Annotated in this window: 12 protein-coding genes; 9 read left to right on the plus strand and 3 right to left on the minus strand. The window is 69.7% G+C overall.

Annotation, left to right across the window (positions count from 1 at the left end):
* Positions 1-48 precede the first annotated feature (48 nt).
* Positions 49-2,154 (minus strand): acyltransferase family protein, encoded by a 2,106-nt coding sequence (locus ACIO3S_RS27975; protein WP_400469710.1) that lies wholly within the window; start codon positions 2,152-2,154, stop codon positions 49-51.
* 192 nt (positions 2,155-2,346) lie between these two features.
* Between ACIO3S_RS27975 and ACIO3S_RS27980 the strand changes: the two genes are divergently transcribed.
* Positions 2,347-4,764, plus strand: coding sequence for a glycosyltransferase (locus ACIO3S_RS27980; RefSeq protein WP_400469712.1), 2,418 nt, complete (start codon positions 2,347-2,349; stop codon positions 4,762-4,764).
* Positions 4,765-4,767: 3 nt separating this feature from the next.
* Here ACIO3S_RS27980 and ACIO3S_RS27985 read toward each other — a convergent pair whose 3' ends face one another.
* Positions 4,768-5,094: a hypothetical protein gene (locus ACIO3S_RS27985; protein ID WP_400469715.1), complete on the minus strand. Its 327-nt coding sequence runs from the start codon at positions 5,092-5,094 to the stop codon at positions 4,768-4,770.
* Between the two features lie 244 nt (positions 5,095-5,338).
* Here ACIO3S_RS27985 and ACIO3S_RS27990 point away from each other — a divergent pair, with 244 nt between their 5' ends.
* The 3 genes from ACIO3S_RS27990 to ACIO3S_RS28000 all read left to right on the plus strand — a co-directional run bounded on the left by ACIO3S_RS27990 (position 5,339) and on the right by ACIO3S_RS28000 (position 11,072).
* Positions 5,339-6,454 (plus strand): polysaccharide pyruvyl transferase family protein, encoded by a 1,116-nt coding sequence (locus ACIO3S_RS27990; RefSeq protein ID WP_400469718.1) that lies wholly within the window; start codon positions 5,339-5,341, stop codon positions 6,452-6,454.
* Positions 6,455-6,625: 171 nt separating this feature from the next.
* Positions 6,626-10,165: a chromosome segregation protein SMC gene (gene smc, locus ACIO3S_RS27995; RefSeq protein ID WP_400469721.1), complete on the plus strand. Its 3,540-nt coding sequence runs from the start codon at positions 6,626-6,628 to the stop codon at positions 10,163-10,165.
* A 169-nt stretch (positions 10,166-10,334) separates the two neighbouring features.
* Entirely contained in the window at positions 10,335-11,072 is a 738-nt protein-coding gene (locus ACIO3S_RS28000; RefSeq protein WP_400469724.1) for a hypothetical protein, read from the plus strand.
* Between the two features lie 8 nt (positions 11,073-11,080).
* Here the strand turns inward: ACIO3S_RS28000 and ACIO3S_RS28005 are convergent, their stop codons facing one another.
* On the minus strand, positions 11,081-11,275 hold the full coding sequence (locus ACIO3S_RS28005) for a hypothetical protein (RefSeq protein ID WP_400469727.1): 195 nt from the start codon (positions 11,273-11,275) through the stop codon (positions 11,081-11,083).
* A 26-nt stretch (positions 11,276-11,301) separates the two neighbouring features.
* On the opposite strand from ACIO3S_RS28005, the gene ACIO3S_RS28010 reads away from it, so the two are divergent.
* From ACIO3S_RS28010 to ACIO3S_RS28030, 5 genes are all read left to right on the plus strand, one after another.
* Positions 11,302-11,850, plus strand: coding sequence for a CGNR zinc finger domain-containing protein (locus tag ACIO3S_RS28010; RefSeq protein WP_400469730.1), 549 nt, complete (start codon positions 11,302-11,304; stop codon positions 11,848-11,850).
* Positions 11,851-11,908: 58 nt separating this feature from the next.
* The gene (locus ACIO3S_RS28015) at positions 11,909-12,859 is read left to right on the plus strand and encodes an ATP-binding protein (RefSeq protein WP_400469733.1); all 951 of its coding nucleotides are present in this window, start codon (positions 11,909-11,911) and stop codon (positions 12,857-12,859) included.
* Between the two features lie 213 nt (positions 12,860-13,072).
* Complete coding sequence (locus tag ACIO3S_RS28020; protein ID WP_400469736.1) at positions 13,073-14,173, plus strand: glycosyltransferase; 1,101 nt, start codon at positions 13,073-13,075, stop codon at positions 14,171-14,173.
* A complete protein-coding gene (locus ACIO3S_RS28025; RefSeq protein WP_400469739.1) occupies positions 14,170-15,915 on the plus strand; it encodes a glycosyltransferase family 2 protein in 1,746 nt (581 codons plus the stop codon). Before ACIO3S_RS28020 ends, ACIO3S_RS28025 begins: the two co-directional genes overlap by 4 nt.
* Positions 15,912-17,981, plus strand: a complete 2,070-nt coding sequence (locus tag ACIO3S_RS28030; RefSeq protein ID WP_400469741.1) for an acyltransferase family protein — start codon at positions 15,912-15,914, stop codon at positions 17,979-17,981. The genes ACIO3S_RS28025 and ACIO3S_RS28030 overlap by 4 nt, the downstream gene beginning before the upstream one ends.
* Positions 17,982-17,989 lie beyond the last annotated feature (8 nt).

Raw genomic sequence — 17,989 nt, forward strand, 5'->3', positions numbered from 1 at the left:
TCGCTCAGGGGGAACCGACTCTGGTCAACGGAGTCGGTTTCGGCCGTTTTATGGCGTGATCGTCTGCTCGAGCCGACGTTGGAGGATCGCTCGGGTGGACATCACGTACCGGTTCGTCAGGTGGGACCCCTGGCGATAGACCAACACGTTGCCGATCACCGGGGGACACGTGGTGTCGTTGCAGATCGTGTCGGTCATGTCGACGACCTGGACGGCTGGGACACGTCGGGCAGCCTCGAGAAGCGCCGGCGTACCGCTCTCGGCGACGCCCGCTGACCGGGAGAACGAGCAGGCAGAAAGGTCGTCGCGATGATCGGCCACGCACTCGTAGACCTGATAGTTCTCACCCGAGGCGTCAACAGGCGTCGGGTTGTCATTGAGGACGACGACGTCGATGCCGGCATCTGTCAGCCGCTTCCAGACACTGACGAGTCCGGCGACCATGGCAGCCTGACTGTTCTTCCCCGTCTCCGGGTCGATCGCCGAGTTGTGCCGCTGGGAGACGATGACCGCATCCGGTCCGAGCTCGATGAGCTCGTCGACGGCGTGCGCATTGTGTTCGTGACAGGCGGTGTACTCGGACCCGCCTTCGTCACGGGTTGCATCGAAGAGTCCACATGAGGACTTGGTCGTGGTGAGCAGACGCCAGCCGGCGTCGGTGGCGATCGCGTCCAGCACCCCCGACCACTGCAGCGCCTTGGAGTCGCCGGCCAGGACGACGGTGCGGTCGCCGTCGGGTTTGCCGAACTCGCAGGTCTTCGGCTGTGTGTCGGCCATCTCGGCCTGACAGCCGCGAGCATAGGCATCTGGCACGTCGTCGACCGCATCAGCCGGGGCCGGGGTGATGCCCGAGGCCGTCGCCGGGTTCTTGATGCCGGTCACGCTGTCGTCGCTGACGGTGAGGGCCGCGGCACCCTGTGCGTAACCGGTGGAGCTGGATGAAGGCACGGCGAGCATCAGGAGGCCACCAGCGAGGACGCCGACCATCGACAAGGCGACCCCGATCGCGAGCGTCTTACGCGTCGACCGGGCGAGTGCAGGAGAAAAGCGCACGGGGTTCTCAAGCAGATGCAGGGACAGCCATGCGGGCGCCACGGACCCGAGGATGAGCAGCAGTCCGACGGTCTGGCTGGGCTGGCCGAACAGATTCTGATATCCGATGAGGATCGGCCAGTGCCACAGGTAGAGCGAGTAGGAGAGGCCGCCGAGCCACACCGCCGGTTTGAGGGAGAGCAGGCGCTGCACCTCTGTGCGGTGTCGGCTGCCGGCGATGATGATGGCTGCCGTACCCAATGTCGGCACCAGTGCCCACGCGCCCGGCCAGGCGAAGCTTTCGTCGAAGACGAGCGCCGCCGCCAGGATGGCGCCGAGGCCACCCCATCCCAAGAGCCGGGCGACGGCCGCGGGCAAAGAGCCCCATAGACCGGCGCCGACCGCGATGAGTGCCCCGATGCCCAGCTCCCACAGCCGGGTCGTGCTCACGAAGAAGGCCACCGGTGCATTCGAAGCAGTCAGCGCAATCGACCAGGCCAGGGACGGGAGCGCGATGAGGGACAGGCCGACGGCCATGAGCGGGCGCAGCTGCAGTCCGGTGCGACGTACGACAAGAGCGACTGCCAGCAGAAGGAGGGGCCAGACGATGTAGAACTGCTCCTCGACCGCCAACGACCAGAAGTGTTGGACCGGTGAGGCGCCGGTCCCTTCGGCCAGGTAGTCCACAGAACGATCTGCGAGGCGCCAGTTGACCACGTATAGGGCAGCGGCGACGATGTCGCCGCCGAAGGTGCGCCAGTGCACCTCCGAGCTGGTCAGCCAGGTGACGAGCGAGGTCACGGCCAGGACGAGTGCTGCGGCTGGGAACAGTCGCTTGGCCCGGCGCGCGTAGAAGCGTGGCAGCGAGACCCGCGTCGTCTTCTCGACCTCTCGGATCAGCACGCCTGTGATCAGGAACCCTGAGATGACGAAGAAGATGTCCACCCCGATGAACCCGCCGGGCAGGAAGGCCGCGCCGGCGTGGTAGATCAGCACGGTGCCGATGGCGATCGCGCGCAGCCCCTCGATGTCGAGGCGCAGGCCGTCGACCGGAGGCGCCGGGTGCGTCGGCCTCGATGTCGGCGACGGTGACGGTGGTGGGGGAGTGGTGGTCAGGGTCACCGGGTGATTCCGTCCGATCCTGGGCTGTGGGGCCGCTCCAATAATGGGGCGGAAGCAGGTTACCCGGTGATATGCTCCGGGCTGCAAAAGTACGGCAGGTTGTGGCGATCTTGATCTCAGGCAAGTGACACGCCTTCGAGCGGGGGCTCGCTCCTAGCGGAGTCGATGTGACGAGAAAGACCCTGAGACCAGATGACATCACAGCCCTTCGTGGGTGACCTCGGCCAGCTTCCGATTCTTCGGGGCGCTCATGGCGAGGACCGGCCAGACCTGGTTCGGATCGCGGCCGAGCTGAGCCGCACCTGGGTCGCGGCGTCCACCGTGGGGCGAGTCGCCAAGCGGATGGACTCACTCGCCAGCCAGGAGCTGATGAGGATCTACGCTCGTCAGCTCGACGGGCCCCGTGCGTCGCGTTGGGCCGCGGCCCTTGCGCACTGTGTCGGTGTGGCCCCCAAGAGCGTCGACGAGCTTGATGAGGCGCTCGAGACGCTGCTGGCGATCGCGAAGCGCGACCCACAGCTGTTGGAGCTTCACGAGGGGGAGCTCCTGTGTCACCTGCTGGTCGAGCGGGGTCGTGGCGAAGACTTCGCCGCCGTTCTGCCGCACCTTCGGCTCGATGATGAGGCCAGGGAGCACGCGGCGGTCGATCTCGCGAACCCGGCAGTGCGGCCGGCTTCGACCGAGGAGGCATGGCTCCGGCAGATCAACGACACCGTCATGTCTGGACTCGCTCCGCTCACCCTCGAGCCGGCAGCTGACGGAGCCTGTCCGTTCGACCGTCTTGCGGCGAGCATCGAGCCTGGGGTCGTCACAGGTCCGCCGGTCACGGTCGTCATCAGCTCCTTCCAGCCCGGCCCAGAGCTCCTGGTCTCGGTGCGTTCCATCGTGGCTCAGACCTGGCAGGACCTCGAGATCCTGGTCGTCGATGACGCCTCCGGCGGCGACTTCGAGGGCATCTATGCGGAGGCGAGCGCCTTGGACCCGCGGGTTCGGGTGATCACTCAAGAGCAGAACGGTGGCACGTACGTCGCTCGCAACCGCGCGATCGACGAGGCCACCGGCGTCTACGTCACCTTCCAGGACTCCGATGACTGGGCTCACCCCGAGCGCATCGAGCGCGAGGTGGCGGCACTGGAGTCACAGCGGTCGGTCGTCGCTGTTCGTACGATGGCGCTGAAGCTGTCCGACGACCTGATCGTGTCGCGGCGCCAGAACGTCGCCCGGCAGGCGGTCGCGCCGACCCTGATGTTCCGCAAGGACCAGGTCTGGCCGCTCCTGGGCTCCTTCGACCCGGTCCGGAAAGCCGCCGATACCGAGTTCCACTTCCGTATCGAGGCGGTGTTCGGCGACGGAGCCGTGGTGGACCTCGATGAGCCTCTTCAGTTCATGAGAATGAGCGCTGGAAGCCTGTCTCGAGACGAGTTCCGCCGAGGGTGGCGGCATCCGGCGAGGATGGTCTATCGATCGGCCCTGCTGGCCTGGCACGACGAGATCCGGCACGGAGCCTCGCCGTTCCTCGGACGCGACAGGAGAGCGTTCCCGGCCGCCAGGCGCTTTCAGCTGGCGCAGGGCCCCTCGCCGGAGTATGACCTCGTTGTCCTCGGGGACTGGCGACAGGACGGGCCGCGGCAACGCGAGGCGGCCGACTGGATCAGTCGACTGGCCTCCTCGCGGGCAGGCATCGCAGCGCCGCGCATCGCGGTCGTTCATGTCGAGTCCCTGAACTTCGAGCGGTTCCGGTCCGACCGCTACATCGAGCCGGTGCAGGACCTGATCGCGCGCGGCGCCGTCGAGAGCGCGAGCTGGGACGACAGCCTTGTTGCCAAGACGGTCGTCTGCATCGATCCGACGACCCTTTCCTTCCCGCCGCGCCTCGAGACCGGCATCCGGGCGGAGTCGGCCGTGATCATCACCGACCGAGACGAGTACGTCGTGGACGTGCCGCTGCTGACGTACGACCGTGGCTATGTCGAGTCCATGGTTCGCACGGCCTTCGGCGCCGAGCCCATGTGGAGCGTGCGGGAAGGCGGGAATGGGCCGGAGTCTCTGGGGCGGGTCACCCGCGCGCCGTTCCCGGCCGCGGTCGCTCCTCGCAACGCGCCACGCCTACGGTCGGGTCTAGGCAGCGTCGTCGTCTCGCTGTCGACGGTGCCGAGCAAGGTCGAGCTCGACCGTGCCGTGGACGTCGCCCACTCCCTCGTCGAGTCGGGGTTCGACGTTCGCATGCGCGGTGTTCCCTATGTGCGAGCCTGGATCTTGGAGAGCCTCAAGGGCCGAGCGTTGCCGGTCATCTTCGACGTCGGTCAGACCACTGACTCGGTGATGTTCGCAACGGCCGAGCATGTCGTCATCACCCAGACCCAGCAGACGGTTGTCCAGCGTCTGGCGGCTGAGGCAGCAGCCGCGGGTGCGGTTGCGCATGTCCCGGCGGGGAGCAGGATCGAGGCGCCGGCCAACAGCTACCTTGCGGCCGAAGACCTCGTGGACGCGATGACCAATGCGCGCGAGGTCTCACAGATTGCGACTGTGCCGGGCGGCGAGCCGCCTGAGGCTGCCCTGTGGGCCTGGTTCGACGAGATCTGCGGTGGAGATGTCGCGCTGACCGGCTGACCCTCAGAGCCGGTCGGTGCCCGATCGCTTGGCGGCTTCGAAGCGAGCTGCGTCGATGGCGGCGAGGACACGGCGCTCGGTCAGTTCGACGCGGGCTGCCGTCGCCAGGGTGTGGTCGTTGATGGATCCGTTGACCTCGGTGTTGGCGCGTCCCCAAGCCCTGGTCACCAGAAGGGTGGCGCTGCCGAACCCGGCGACGGCGAGTCCGAGAGCCGCCAGCGCAGCCTGCTCCTGCCCCAGGATGGCCATCGCGGTGGTGGCAAGACTGAGAACCAGACCTCCCGCAGCAAGGGTCTTGGACAGGGTGAGACGTGTGGGGACGCGTGCCACGGTAGTAGCTCCTCGGTGACGCATGGGGCAGCCAGATGCTGCCGGGGGTGTGCCGAAGGATACCTGTGGGGGTGCCCTTGGTGCTGTTCGCCCGTGGAGTCGAATCGCCCCAGGTGACATGTAGCCGTTGCCTGGCGTTCATCTGCACATCGTCTGGCGGGCGCTCGCAGTCATCCGGCGTCGCTACGCTCGCGCGGTTCGCCGCCGTCGGCGGCCCGTTTCGTGATCCCCCAGGAGCTCTCCGTTGTCCTCGTTGCGCCATCACCCGGTCCTGCGGTCCGCGGCCCGCCGTCTTCCCGCCCCGCTCAAGGAGCAGATCAGGGCGGCGCTGGGCCGCCGTGAGCGACGCGGCCGTAAGCCGGTCATCGGGCTCGCCGGGTTCTTCGGGGCAGGCAACTACGGCGACGAGCTGTTCCTGTCGGTGTACGAGCAGTACTTCGGCAAAGAGTTCGAGCTGCGGGTGCTGGCCGACAACATGACCAAGCCCTACTACGACCGGCCGCTGCCCGAGATCGTCGACGAGGTGGACGCCATCCTCATCGGCGGCGGGGACATCCTGCAGTCGTGGCAGGCGGACCCGCGCTACTTCAACCACAAGATGCTGGCCAAGCCGGTCTTCGTGGTCGGTGTCGGGGTGCCGATCTACCGCAACACCGAGATCAAGCCTCACATCATCGAGAGGCACAGGAAGTTCCTCGAGCACCCGAACGTGAAGTTCATCGGCGTCCGCGACCAGCCGACCGCCGACTGGATCCTCGAGAACATCTCCGCCGACCTGGACATCAAGGTCGCTCCCGACATGGTCTGCTCGCTGGACCTGCCTCCGGCGACCAAGCCCGAGGGTGCGCCGATCCTCGGCGTGGTCACCCGCTACCGGCCCAACCTGGAGGAGCCCGACGACTACTCGCGCGTCGAGGAGATGGCCGGCAAGGCGATCGCGGAGGGGTGGCGCGTACGTCACCTCATCCTCGGCACGATGGAGGTCGGTCGCCGCGACGTGGCCAACGCCGACGCCCTCGACATCCCGGGCAAGGAGGTCGTCTACACCGAGGACCTCGACGAGCTCACCCGGGCGATCGGGGAGTGCACCGCGTTCGCGAGCATGAAGTTCCACGGCTCGGTGGTGGCCACGATGTACGGCGTGCCGTCGATCGTGATGATCGCGACCAACAAGAACCGCAACTTCATGAAGCGCATCGGCCTCGACGCCAACGTCTCCGCCTTCGACGCCCCCGACCTGGCCGAGCGGTTCACCGAGCGGGTCGTCCCGGATCCCGAGGCGGTCGCCGGTCTGCGTACGGCCGCGGACGCCCACCTGCGGGAGCTGCGGGCCGAGGTGAAGCGGACGCTGGGGCTCTGACTCCGGCTGTCGTGGGGGCCGAGGTCCCCAGATCGACGGACCCGGCGGGTTATCCTCGACCCGCTGGGGTTCCCCTGAGCAGCGGCGATTAGATTTGCTGGCTCACCTCAGCCACGCTGATGTGTTGCGAACTGTGTACGACCACGTGGTCCTGAGCCGGGGGAGAAGCCGATGTACCTCAAGCGTCTGACGCTGAAGGGTTTCAAGTCGTTCGCCTCCGCGACGACCCTCGAGCTCGAACCGGGGATCACCTGCATCGTCGGCCCCAACGGCTCGGGCAAGTCCAACGTGGTCGACGCGCTCGCCTGGGTCATGGGTGAGCAGGGCGCCAAGAGCCTGCGCGGCGGCAAGATGGAGGACGTCATCTTCGCCGGTACGGCCGGCCGTGCCCCGCTGGGCCGTGCCGAGGTCTCGCTGACGATCGACAACACCGACGGCGCGCTGCCGATCGAGTACGCCGAGGTCACCATCTCGCGCACGATGTTCCGCAACGGCGGCTCGGAGTATGCCATCAACGGCAGCCCGTGCCGGCTGCTCGACGTCCAGGACCTCCTGTCGGACTCCGGCATCGGCCGCGAGATGCACGTCATCGTCGGCCAGGGCCAGCTCGACACGATCCTGCGGGCGACCCCGGAGGACCGCCGCGGCTTCATCGAGGAGGCCGCCGGCGTACTCAAGCACCGCAAGCGCAAGGAGAAGGCGCTGCGCAAGCTCGACTCCACGCAGGTCAACCTGGACCGGCTCCAGGACCTGCTCGTCGAGATCCGCCGCCAGCTCAAGCCGCTCGGCCGCCAGGCAGAGGTCGCCCGGCAGGCGCAGACGGTGCAGATGGACGTACGCGACGCCAAGGCCCGCATCTACGCCGACGACCTGGTCACCGCCAAGACCGAGCTCGACAAGGAGCTCGCCGACGAGGGTGCGCTGCTGGCCCGGCGGGCCGAGGTCGAGGAGACCATCGCGGAGGGACGCGAGCAGGAGGCGGTCCTGGAGGCCGCGCTGCGCGAGGACCTGCCGGCGCTGGCCGCCGCGCAGGAGACCTGGTTCGCGCTGAACTCGCTGCGCGAGCGGCTGCGCGGCACCCAGTCGCTGGCCTCCGAGCGGGTGCGCAACGCGGCTGGCTCCGAGGACCTGGAGGTGCGCCAGGGGCGCGACCCCGAGGAGCTCGAGGCCCAGGCCGAGGTGGCGCGCGAGCAGGAGGAGACCGCCGACGCCGAGGTCGAGGAGCTTCGCTACTCCCTCGAGGAGGCCGTCGAGTCTCGTAAGGAAGCAGAGGACGCCGCGGCCGAGGAGGAGCGCCGGGTCAAGGGGCTCGAGCGCGCCGCCGCCGACCGCCGCGAGGGGCTGGCAAGGTTGACCGGTCAGGTCAACGCGCTCAAGTCGCGGGCCGCTGCCGCCGACGACGAGGTCGGGCGCCTGACCGCCGCTCGCGAGGAGGCGCTGGCGCGCGCCGAGCGGGCCCAGCGCGACTTCACCGCATTGGAGACCAAGGTCGCCGGGCTGGACGCGGGGGAGGAGGGCCTCGATGCCGAGCACGAGGCAGCTGCCGCTGCCCTCGAGGACATCGAGGAGCGACTCGCCAAGCTCCAGGCCGAGGCTCAGCAGGCCGACCGGGACCGCTCGACGCTGGCCGCCCGCAAGGACGCCCTGGAGATGGGCCTGAACCGCAAGGACGGCGCCGGCGCGCTGCTCGGCTCCGACCTTCCGGGAGTGCTGGGCTCGGTCGCCTCGCTGCTGGCGGTCCGCTCCGGCTACGAGGCCGCGGTCGCGGCGGCGCTCGGGACCGCGTCGGACGCGGTCGTCGTCGAGTCCGCCGAGCGTGCCGTCGGCGCGATCGAGCATCTCAAGACCGAGGACCTCGGCCGGGCCGGGCTGCTCCTGGGCGGCTCTCCCGAGGAGACCGGCGGCTGGCCGGCGCTGCCGGCCGGTGCCGAGTACGCCCTGGACGTGGTCGAGTGCCAGCCGGTGCTGCGGCCCGCGGTGGCGCGGCTGCTCGACAAGGTCGCGGTGGTCGAGGACCTCGCCACCGCTAGGGCGCTCGCGGCGGAGAATCCCGAGGTCACCGCGGTGACCCGCGAGGGCGATCTGATCGGGGCCCACTTCGCCTCCGGCGGCTCCTCCAGCGTACCCAGCCTGATCGAGGTGCAGGCCGCGGTCGACGAGGCCACCGCCCAGCTCGCCGAGGCCAATGCCGTCTCCGAGCGGGCCACCTTCGAGACCTCCCGGCTCGAGGCCGAGCGGCTGGCAGCGCAGAAGCGCGTCGACGTCGCGCTGGCCAAGCTGCACGAGTCCGACGCGACCCTGGCCGCCGTCGCCGAGGAGCTCGGCCAGTTCGGCGCGCAGTCGCGTGCGGCTCGTGGCGAGGCCGAGCGGCTGCTGGCCGCCGTCGAGCAGGCGCAGGAGGCGCGCGAGAACGCCGTCGCCGGGCTCGCCGAGCTCGAGGAGCGCCTGGCGATGGCCGAGGAGGACCCCGAGGACGAGCCCGATCTCAGTGCCCGCGACGGGCTGGCCCAGGCCGCCCGCGACGCACGACAGCGCGAGATGGACGCGCGGTTGGCGCTGCGTACCTCCGAGGAGCGTGCCCGCGCACTGGCCGGCCGTGCCGACGGACTGCTCCGCGCGGCCCGTCAGGAGCGCGAGCAGCGCGCCAAGGCGGCCGCCCGCCGTGAGCAGATGCGTCGCGAGGGCGAGGCCGCGCGAGCGGTCGGCACCGCGGTGGCGTACGCGCTGGACCGTCTGGAGGTCTCGGTGCAGCAGGCCGCTCGCGCCCGCACCGAGATCGAGGAGTCCCGCGCCGGGCGCGAGCAGGCGCTGCGCGAGTGCCGCTCGCTGCTGCGCAACCTCGGCAAGGAGCTCGAGGAGCTGGTCAACTCCGTCCACCGCGACGAGATGGCCCGCGCCCAGCAGCGCATGCGCATCGAGCAGCTCGAGGAGCGGATCCTCGAGGAGCTCGGTCTCGACGCCGAGGCAATCGTGAAGGACTACGGCCCCGACCAGCTGGTCCCGCAGCACCCCGACGAGGACGGCAACGAGCGCGAGCCGATCGCCTACGTCCGTGCCGAGCAGGCCAAGCGGCTCAAGATCGCCGAGAAGAACCTGCGCGCGCTGGGCAAGGTCAACCCGCTGGCCCTGGAGGAGTTCGCCGCCATGGAGGAGCGTCACAAGTTCCTCACCGAGCAGCTCGAGGACCTCAAGCAGACCCGCAAGGACCTCCTCGACATCGTCAAGGAGGTCGACAACCGCGTCGAGCAGGTCTTCACCGAGGCCTGGGAGGACGTACGCGTCGCCTTCGACCACGTCTTCGCGCGGCTCTTCCCGGGCGGTGAGGGTCGCCTGGTCCTCACTGACCCGGAGAACATGCTCACCACCGGCATCGAGGTCGAGGCGCGGCCGCCGGGCAAGAAGGTCAAGCGGCTCTCGCTGCTCTCCGGTGGCGAGCGGTCCCTGGTGGCGGTCGCGTTCCTGGTGTCCCTGTTCAAGGCGCGGCCGAGCCCCTTCTACATCCTCGACGAGGTCGAGGCCGCGCTCGACGACACCAACCTCGGCCGGCTCCTGGAGATCTACGAGGAGCTGCGCGAGTCCTCACAGCTGCTCGTCATCACCCACCAGAAGCGCACCATGGAGGTCGGCGACGCCCTCTACGGCGTCACCATGCGCGGCGACGGTGTCACCACCGTCATCTCGCAGCGGTTGCGCGACGCCCAGCCTGCCTGAGTGTTCCCGCGCGTCGAGCCGCGCGCGAGCACGACGCCTGACCCTGAAGGGCCGCCAGCGGCGACTGCGAGACCGTCCTCAACATCGAGGAGGCACGGCAGCACCGACCTCAACCGGCTGAACGGCATGCTTCCATGAGCGCGTGATACCGAGACACCGCGGCGCACGCGTGCTCACCTCGGCCGCGCTCGCTGGGTCAGGGGTTCTTGCCTACCTGGCAGCGTGGCAACGCTGGTCCGGGGTGTGTCCGCGTGGTGGCTTCGACGAACCTGCCTGTCTCAAGCGGCAGGACCACCTCTACGACTACCAGTGGCCGGCCAGCCCGTGGCATCCGATCGGGCATGCAGCTGAGCTCTACGGGCTCTCGGTCCTGTTGCTGGCCGTCGCGGCGTTCGCACTGCCGTTCCTGCTGGCGCCCACCTTTCGTCGGCTCATCCTGTGGCTGCTCGCCGTCATCCCGGCTGCCGTGCGCGCCGGCACCGGCGTGCTGGCCTTGGCATCTGGGATCGCGGGCAGGCCGGTCTCGGTTCCGGACTTCGACCTGACGGCGCTGATTGTCGTTGGCGTGCTGTGGCCCATCGCGCTGATCATTGCTGCCCTGATCGCAGCGGGTGGGTCCATCCCGACTGGATGGCCCGAGGCTTCCGAAGACCGGCCGTCCACCGCACGGTCCGTGAGCACGGTGGTCACAGCGCTGCTGATCGCCGCGACGACTGTGCTGCCGACATACTTCCTCGTTGGTCCAATCGCTGCGGGCTATGTCTCCCACGACACAGCCCCCTGGTCTGAAGCTCCCGCTGGCGCGCTCCTCGTCCTTGCCGCCATCGTCATGTGGCCGGCGACGACGAGTGTCACGGCTCGGAGGTCGACCAAGGGTGCTCAGCCTGAGACGGCGCGCGTGTCTTGATTGCTGGCTCACCCATGCTCGCGGCTCAGCGCCCGCGGCGGGAGGAGTGGATGAGGCTGCAGGTCGACGCGACGTACGCCGCAGAGTGCGCAACGCACGTAGACGACCCGGCCCTCCGAGGTCTGATGGCTGGACTCGGTGAGCCAGCCGTGGTCGTGGGTGGCGTCCGTGTGCCGGGACTCCTCTGTTGCGCTGTCGGTCATGCTCGCCACTCTGCTGTAATGGTCTTATGCATCTCAACCCTTACGGCGAGTACGCCGTGCTCATGGCCGCCTCGCTCGCCGACGACTGGCCCGAGGACCGGGCCGGTATCGAGGCTCGGACCAGGGAGTTCGGGATGACGATGGACTTCGGCGAGTCTCCGGATGACCACGCGCGCACTCGGCACGTGATCGACGAGTGGCTCCGCGTCGTCGACGCGCCGGAGCCGGGCGAACGGGCGCGGTTGCTCAACGAGCTGATGGCGCAGGCGACCGCCTATCCGAGGCTGACGGATCACGGGCGCGAAGGGTGGCACATCCACTACCGCGATGACACCAACGACTCCCTTCCCGACGTGCTGCGAGCGGTGATCAGCGTGGGCACGGCGCTGCACCTGACCACCCGGGGTATCCATCGGCTGGGCCGGTGCGAAGCGGGGAAGGTGGAGGGGGACCCGTGTTCGGCGGTGGTCGTGGACGTCACCCGCAACGGACGGCAGCGCTACTGCTCGGTCCGCTGTGCCAACCGCGCGGCGGTCCGCCGACACCGCGCCCGACACTCCATGACTGCCTCCTGATCGACGTACTGAGGTCGAGCCGCTGACGGCTGGGGCGAACGAGGGGCACACTGGCCACATGATGTCTGTGCCAGACGGGGGCCGTCCTGAGCTGCGAGTGCGCCTCGCCGCCGAGACCGCCAGCGTGCCGGGTGCGCGCAGATTCGTCACCGACGGCCTCGTGGAGTGGGGCCGTGAGCATCTTGTCGATGATGCCGCCCTGTGCATCACGGAGATGGCCGCGAACTCGGCCCTGCACAGCGGCAGCCCCTACATGCACATCCGTCTGCGTGACCTCGAACCGGCCGTACGGCTCAGCGTCGAGGACGACGGCGCGCTGGTCCCGCTCCCTGCCGTGGCCCCGCCCCCGGTCGAGAGCCAGGGCACCACGGGACGCGGCTTGGCCATCGTGTCGGTGCTGGCGGAGTCGTGGGGGATCGATGAGCGTGCCGACGGGCGGCGCATCTGGGCCGAGCTCGCCGGCGACGGCGTCGAGCACGACGTACGGCCTCCCGCGGTGGAGTTCGGTGAGCAGGCGCTGCCGGAGCCGGCCGCCCTTCCCGCGGACTGGGTCACCGTGCGGCTTCCCGCCTGCCCGGTGCAGCTGGGGCTTCAGATCGACCAGCGCCTCGACGATCTGGTCCGGGAGCTCCAGCTCATCGACTCCGAGGACGGCCCGACTCCGCCGCGTGAGCTCGGCGAGCTCATCGAGCGGCTGGTGACGCGGCCGGCATTCGCGCGCCACCTGGGACGTCGTACCGCCCTGGACGCAGCCGCGGCGGGGCTGGAGTACGTCGACGTCGAGATGACCCTTCCCCGTGAGATGGGGCCTGTGGTCCGTGAGCTGCTGGCCGCGGACAACCTGGCCGACGAGCTCGGGGAGACCCACCAGCTGCTCACCCTGCGCTCCACGCCCGAGATGGTGTCGCTGCGAACCTGGTTCACCGAGAGCATCGTCGGCCAGGCGGAGAACGACGCCGACCCCGTGCCGTACGACGAATGGGTGAAGGCGAGAGGCGGCCCTGGCTGACGGCGTCTCGACGGGCTCGGCCACCAGCAAGGGTGGGTTCGATGAACCGTCGATGAACCCGTGATGAAGGCATGCGGGGAAGCCGTCCGAGTGGTCAAAGTGGGCTCTTTTGCCTGCCTAGAATCCTGCGGTCACCGGCCAACCGGGGCACCGGCGAGACGTGGTCTCGACGTTCGGGGGATCGTCACGGTTAAGTACTTTGAGGACCCCCACATGCCTTCGACCCTGCTGTCGTTCCCCTACTACCGGAGCAACCCCTACCTCACGATGCTCACCGTGGCACCGCGGGCGGCGGGCTGGGACGTGGTCGAGGGAGTGCAGGGTCTGCACCGGCTCGAGGCGCGCGCGGAGCACCTGGGGCCGGGGGACGTGCTCCATGTCCACTGGACCTCGCCGGTGACCGCCGGCTGCGAGAGCGTCGAGGAGGCCTGGGCGAACGAGGCCCGGTTCGAGGACGTGCTGAGTGGCCTGCGCGACCGTGGCGCCGACGTGCTGTGGACGGTGCACAACTCGATCGCTCACGAGGCCGACTACGTCGATGTCGAGCTCGCGGTCGCCAAGGCGCTGGCGAGTTACGCGACCCGGATCATCCAGCTCAACCCGGCGACCGTCGAGGAGACCGCGGCCTACTACGCGCTGCCGCCCGACAAGGTCGTCGACCTGCCGCACTCGTCCTACCTCGGCGTCTACCCCGACGGCGGTGACGACGTCGCCTCGCGCGAGCGCATCGGGGTCCCGCAGGGGGTGCCGACGGTCGGCTTCATCGGTCAGATCCGGGCCTACAAGGGCCTTGACGTGCTCTGCCGGGCGGTGGAGATCGCGGCCGAGCAGGTGCCCGACCTGACCTTCGTCGTGGCCGGCAAGGTGGTGCCCGCCTCCGACGTGGAGACGGTCGAGGAGATGCTCTCGGCGCCCAACATCGTCAAACGGCTCGGCTTCGTCGAGACGGCCGACTTCTCCGACTGGATGCGGGCCAGCGACGTCGTCGCGCTGCCGTACCGCCGCATCCTCAACTCCGGCTCGCTGCTGGCCGCGGGCACCTTCGGTCGTACCGCCCTGATCCCCGAGGACACCCCGGTCGCGCGGCAGTTCGCCGATCAGCCATGGGTGGTGACGTACGCGCCGGAGCCCGATGAGCCGGTGGCGCTGGCGGCGGCGATCCTGGAGGCCCTGGACGGGCAGGAGTCGCGGCATCGGGCCGCTCATGAGTTCACCCGTGCGTACACGCCCTACGACATGTCGCGCGACTACCTGCGGCTGCTCGACGGGCTGTCGAGCGATCTGGCCGGCGATCTGGAGGGTGCAGCCCGATGACCACGCCTGAGCTCTCCGTCATCGTCCCGACGCACGATGTCGGCCTGTGGGTCGGCGAGCTGCTCTCCTCGATCCTCGAGGACCAGTCCACGCCTGCCGATCCGGTGGACCTGGAGGTCATCGTCGTCGACGACGCCTCGACCGACGAGACGTTCGAGATCGCCGAGGCGTACGCCGCCCGCGACCCGCGCCTGACGGTGGTCCGCTCGCCCGGGAAGGGCGGGGGACAGGCGCGCAACCACGGTGTCTCGCTGGCCAGGGGCCGCTTCCTCGCGTTCGCGGACGGCGACGACCTGGTGCCCCGCGGGGCGTACGCCGCGATGCTGCGCAAGACGCGGCAGACCGGCTCGGACATGGTCGTCGGCCGGTTCTTCAAGCTCTTCAGCGACCGGGTCTGGTGGCCGGTGCGGGCATGGCCGGCCTTCGACGAGGAGCGCACCCTGGTGACGCTGTCCGACGTGCCGTCCGCGCTGCGCAACCGGGCCTGCTGGAACCGGGTCTTCCGGCGCGACTTCTGGGACACGGCCCAGATCTCGTTCCCCGACGCCTCACGCTCCAACGACATCGAGCCGATGGTCCACGCGCTGACCACCGCCCGCTTCGACATCGTGACCGAGACGGTCTACGTCTACCGCGACCGGCCCGGACCGGGGTCGATGACCGCGAAGTCCCACTCGCCGGCCGGGATCATCAGCTATCTCGAGCAGGAGCTGCGCTGCGCCCGCCGGATCATCGAGCTCGGCGACCCGCAGGTGCGCGCGGAGTACGCCTCGCTGATCTTCGACGCCGACGGCTGGATGGCGATCGTGCGCGCGCTGCGGGGCATGTCCGTGATCGACCCGGAGGCGCTGGAGCCGGCCCGGGTTCTGGTCGCCGAGCTGGTCGGACTCTTCGACGACGGTGTCGTCGACGGCCTCGAGCGCGACAAGCGGTGGGGCTGGCGGCTCGTCGAGTCGGGCCAGTGGGCCACCGCCGCCCGGCTGATCGGCGAGGACGTCCGTTGGGGCGACCGGGCGGTCGCCGACATCCTGGAGACGCTGCAGCTGGTTGCCGACAGCGGCGTGGTGCCGCTGCGTACGCTCCAGCGGCCGCTGGTCAACGCCGTCGCGACGATCTCGCTGGGCGACGAGACGCTCGTCGGCGACGACCTCGCCGACCTGGTGCTCAAGCACCGCGACCTGTTCACGGTGGTTGCCGAGGCGGTCCAGGCAGACGAGGCTGGTGAGGCCGGTGTGGCGCTGGGCTGGCGGCTCGGCCGGATCATGGCGGCCCTCGACGACGGCCCGGAGCTGCTGCGCCAGGTGGTCTCGGGCGCGACCGACCCGGTGACCGCCACCTCGCTCTCGCTCGTCGACGGCCGCGCCCACCTGCACCTGACCCACACGATGGTCGTGCCCGATAGGCTCCGCGTCGTGTTCCTCCACGACCGCCGGCGCCGCACGCTGGACTACGGCGCCGCCGAGCTCGCCTCGGGCAGTCTCGAGGTCGCGCTGCCGACCGCCGCGCTGTCGGGCGGTCGCTGGCGGATGCGGTTCGAGGGCCGCGACGCGCTGGGTGAGTTCGACGGGCCGGTGATCATTCACGAGGACGTCATCGGCGAGCGGATCGGCGAGCGTGCGCAGATCGTCGAGCTCGACGGTCGCCCGCGCCATGGGATCGAGATCCCGCTGACCTTCGGCGAACGGGGTGTCCGCAAGGCACGCCGCGTCGCCGGCCGGATCGTCCGCAGGGTGCGCCGGTGACCGCTGTCGCCGTCGCGCCCGCCAAGGACGGGCAGCCCGGACAGGCCGGGCAGCCCGCGCGGGACAAGCGGCCGGAGATCCAGGCGCTGCGTACGGCCGCGGTGCTGGGGGTCGTGCTCTTCCACCTGTGGCCGGGCGCGATCCGGGGCGGTTACGCCGGCGTTGACGTCTTCTTCGTCATCTCGGGCTTCCTGATCACCTCCCACCTGGTGCGAGAGGCCGCCAAGCCGGGCGGGGTGCGGCTGGGCGCCTTCTGGGCGCGCCGGATCCGGCGGCTGCTTCCGGCGGCGCTGCTGGTGCTCGTGTGCAGTGCGGTGGCGACGTACGTCCTGGTGCCGGAGGCCCTGTGGCAGCAGTTCCTGCGGGAGACGGTCGCGGCCGCGTTCTACGTGGAGAACTGGCAGCTGTCCTGGGCGGCGGTCGACTACCTCGCCGCCGAGGACCCGCCCTCGCCCGCGCAGCACTACTGGTCACTGTCGGTCGAGGAGCAGTTCTACTTCGTCTGGCCGCTGCTGATCGTCGCGGCGGCGCTCCTGACCCGGCGACGGCCGAAGGTGCGGCTGACGGCGATCCGGGCCGTCTTCCTTGCCGTCTTCGTGGTCAGCTTCGTGGCCTCGGTGTATGTCACCGCGACGGACGGCGCCGACTCCTACTTCGTCACCTACGTGCGCGCCTGGGAGTTCGCGGTCGGCAGTCTCATCGCTGTGCTGCCGTTCTCCCTCAAGCGCGTGCCCGGGCGCTGGGCGCCGTACGCAGCGGTGGCCGGCTGGCTCGGGGTGTTCGGCGCGCTGTTGCTCTTCAACGACTCGCTGCCGTTCCCTGGCTGGGTGGCGCTGCTGCCGGTTGTCGGCACCGCGCTGGTCATCTGGGCGGGCGCGCCCCGCGGCGTCGGGATTCGGGTCGTCGGCCATCCGGTCGTGCAGTGGATCGGGACGGTCTCCTACTCGCTCTATCTGTGGCACTGGCCGCTGGTGGTCGTGCTCCCCGAGACCGGCCCCGTGCTCGGCACCTGGGTCCGTGAGCCGCTGATCCTCCTGGTCACCATCGGCCTCGCGGCCCTGACCTACCGGTTCGTGGAGACGCCGTTCCGCACCGGACCGATCTTGGCGACCACCCCGCGGGCCTTCCTCTTCGGGGCGCTCGGAGCGGCCCTGGTCGCCGCCGTCGCGGTCCCCGGGATCCTGCACGGGCGCAACCTGGTCGAGGAGAGTCGCGCCCAGGCTGAGGCGCTCGCATCGGGAGACACCGAGTGCTTCGGCGCCGCCGCCCTGATGGAGGGGTGCCGGAACCCGGAGCTCGACGGCGTACTTCTCCCTGCGCCGATCGCCCGCAAGGATGACACCGGCCGGGCCTACCGGTGCTACCTCCCCGAGATCGAGACGTACGCCGCCGACGCCCGCCCCGAGGTCTGCCACCTCGGCTCCGACGACCCGGATGCGCTCAGGGTCGCGCTGGTCGGTGACTCGCACGGCGCTTCGCTGATCCCCGGCCTGACCCGGGTCGCCGAGAGCTCAGGATGGTCGGTCGACACGTTGGTCGCCAACGGCGGTGGACTGCTCCCGGCCACCGCGGGTGACCCGCGCCGCGCCTACCGCAAGGCGTTGATCGAGCAGCTCGACCAGGGGGCATACGACGTCGTGCTGGTCACCCAACGCCGCAATCCGAACCTCGCGGCCGGCGAGCCGAACCCGGCCGTCGACCAGCTCGCCCAGGCCTGGAAGCCGATCCTCGAGCGGGGCACGAAGATCATCGCGCTCGCCGACAACCCGTACCTCACCCCCGAGGCGGCGACCTGCCTCGACGAGATCGAGACGCTCGCGGACGCCGGCGCGTGCGAGATGACCCGCCAGGAGGCGTACGCCACCTCTGACCCGCTCGCCGAAGCGGTCCGCCTGGCAGGGCCGGGCGCTTCGCTGATCGACCTCTCTGCGGCCTACTGCGACGAGGACCGGTGTCCCCTGGTGGTCGGCCACGTTCAGGCCTATCGCGACCGGAGCCACATCACCGCGACCTTCTCGATGACGCTGGCGCCCTATCTGGTCCGTGCGGTCGAGGACGAGCTCTAGGATCTAAG

This window comes from Nocardioides sp. NPDC087217, assembly GCF_044744805.1.
Taxonomy (GTDB): Bacteria; Actinomycetota; Actinomycetes; order Propionibacteriales; family Nocardioidaceae; genus Nocardioides.

Bases quoted from the DNA above. Each gene is read 5' to 3' on its own strand.
- ACIO3S_RS28020 (WP_400469736.1), top strand. From the start codon at position 13,073: ATGCCTTCGACCCTGCTGTCGTTCCCCTACTACCGGAGCAACCCCTAC.
- ACIO3S_RS27980 (WP_400469712.1), top strand. From the start codon at position 2,347: ATGACATCACAGCCCTTCGTGGGTGACCTCGGCCAGCTTCCGATTCTT.
- ACIO3S_RS28015 (WP_400469733.1), top strand. From the start codon at position 11,909: ATGATGTCTGTGCCAGACGGGGGCCGTCCTGAGCTGCGAGTGCGCCTC.
- ACIO3S_RS28010 (WP_400469730.1), top strand. From the start codon at position 11,302: ATGCATCTCAACCCTTACGGCGAGTACGCCGTGCTCATGGCCGCCTCG.
- smc (WP_400469721.1), top strand. From the start codon at position 6,626: ATGTACCTCAAGCGTCTGACGCTGAAGGGTTTCAAGTCGTTCGCCTCC.
- ACIO3S_RS28005 (WP_400469727.1), bottom strand. From the start codon at position 11,275: ATGACCGACAGCGCAACAGAGGAGTCCCGGCACACGGACGCCACCCAC.
- ACIO3S_RS28025 (WP_400469739.1), top strand. From the start codon at position 14,170: ATGACCACGCCTGAGCTCTCCGTCATCGTCCCGACGCACGATGTCGGC.